The organism is Rhizobium sp. BK538, assembly GCF_014197575.1.
In the GTDB taxonomy this organism is placed as follows: Bacteria; Pseudomonadota; Alphaproteobacteria; order Rhizobiales; family Rhizobiaceae; genus Rhizobium.
The window spans coordinates 1-1,269 of the sequence record NZ_JACIFT010000065.1; the positions used below are offsets into that span (position 1 = coordinate 1).

The window sequence follows — 1,269 nt, forward strand, 5'->3', positions numbered from 1 at the left end:
CCGGATTTACCGTCGTCGTCACCAAGTCGACGGTTCCTGTCGGCACCGGCGATGAGATCGAGCGCATCTTCCGCGAGGAATTCCCGCAGAAGGACATCTGCGTGGTGTCGAATCCGGAATTCCTGCGCGAGGGTGCCGCAATCACCGACTTCAAGCGCCCCGACCGCATCGTCATCGGCACCGAGGAGCCGCGCGCCGTCGAGATCATGCGCGAAGTCTATCGCCCGCTCTATCTCAACGAGGCACCGCTTTACTTCTGCGAACGCCGCACCTCCGAGCTGATCAAATACGCCGCCAATGCCTTCCTGGCCATGAAGATCACTTTCATCAATGAGATCGCCGATCTCTGCGAGCAGATCGGCGCCGACGTGCAGAAGGTCGCCAAGGGCATCGGCATGGACAAGCGCATCGGCGATAAATTCCTGCATGCAGGCCCCGGATATGGCGGCTCGTGCTTCCCCAAGGACACGCTGGCGCTGGTCAAGACCGCGCAGGATTATGACAGCCCGGTTCGCCTCATCGAAACCACTGTCGCGATCAACGACAACCGCAAGCGTGCCATGGGCCGCAAGGTCATCGCCGCCTGCGACGGCAATGTTCGCGGCAAGAAGATCGCCATCCTCGGCCTGACCTTCAAGCCGAACACCGACGACATGCGCGACGCGCCGTCGATTACCATCATCCAGGCCTTGCTGGACGGCGGCGCCAACGTTCACGCCTATGATCCGGAAGGCATGGAGATGGCGAAGGAAGTCATCGGCCCGATCACCTACGGCACTGACCCCTACGAGATTGCCGAAGGCGCGGATGCCATCGTCATCGTCACGGAATGGGACGAGTTCCGGGCGCTCGACCTCAAGCGGATGAAATCGCTGGTGAAGACCCCGACGATTGTTGATCTGCGCAACATCTATCCTGTCGCCGAAGTCACCAAGCACGGCTTCAGCTATTTCGCCATCGGAAAGAAGAACGAGAAGAAGTAGAGATGCGCTATTTCATCACCGGCACTGCGGGCTTTATCGGCTTTCATCTTGCCCGCCGCTTGCTGCAGGATGGCCACCAGGTCGTCGGTTTCGACGGCATGACGCATTACTACAACATCAAGCTCAAGCACATGCGCAACGCGGCGCTGGCGCAGTTTCCGGCCTTCCGCCCGGTGACGGCCATGCTGGAAGATCGCAAGGCCCTGGAAGAGGCCGTGGCGAGCGCAACGCCCGATGTGATGGTGCATCTGGCAGCGCAGGCCGGCGTACGCTACAGCCTCGAAAA

General features: G+C 60.6%; 2 protein-coding genes. Both read left to right on the forward strand.

Features of this window, described 5'->3' with window-relative positions:
* Positions 1 to 983: UDP-glucose/GDP-mannose dehydrogenase family protein (locus tag FHX09_RS29380; protein ID WP_184451126.1), on the forward strand; the 983-nt coding region annotated here is incomplete at its 5' end.
* A gap of 2 nt (positions 984 to 985) precedes the next feature.
* Positions 986 to 1,269 (forward strand): GDP-mannose 4,6-dehydratase (locus FHX09_RS29385; RefSeq protein ID WP_184451128.1); only part of this gene is annotated, 284 nt, incomplete at its 3' end.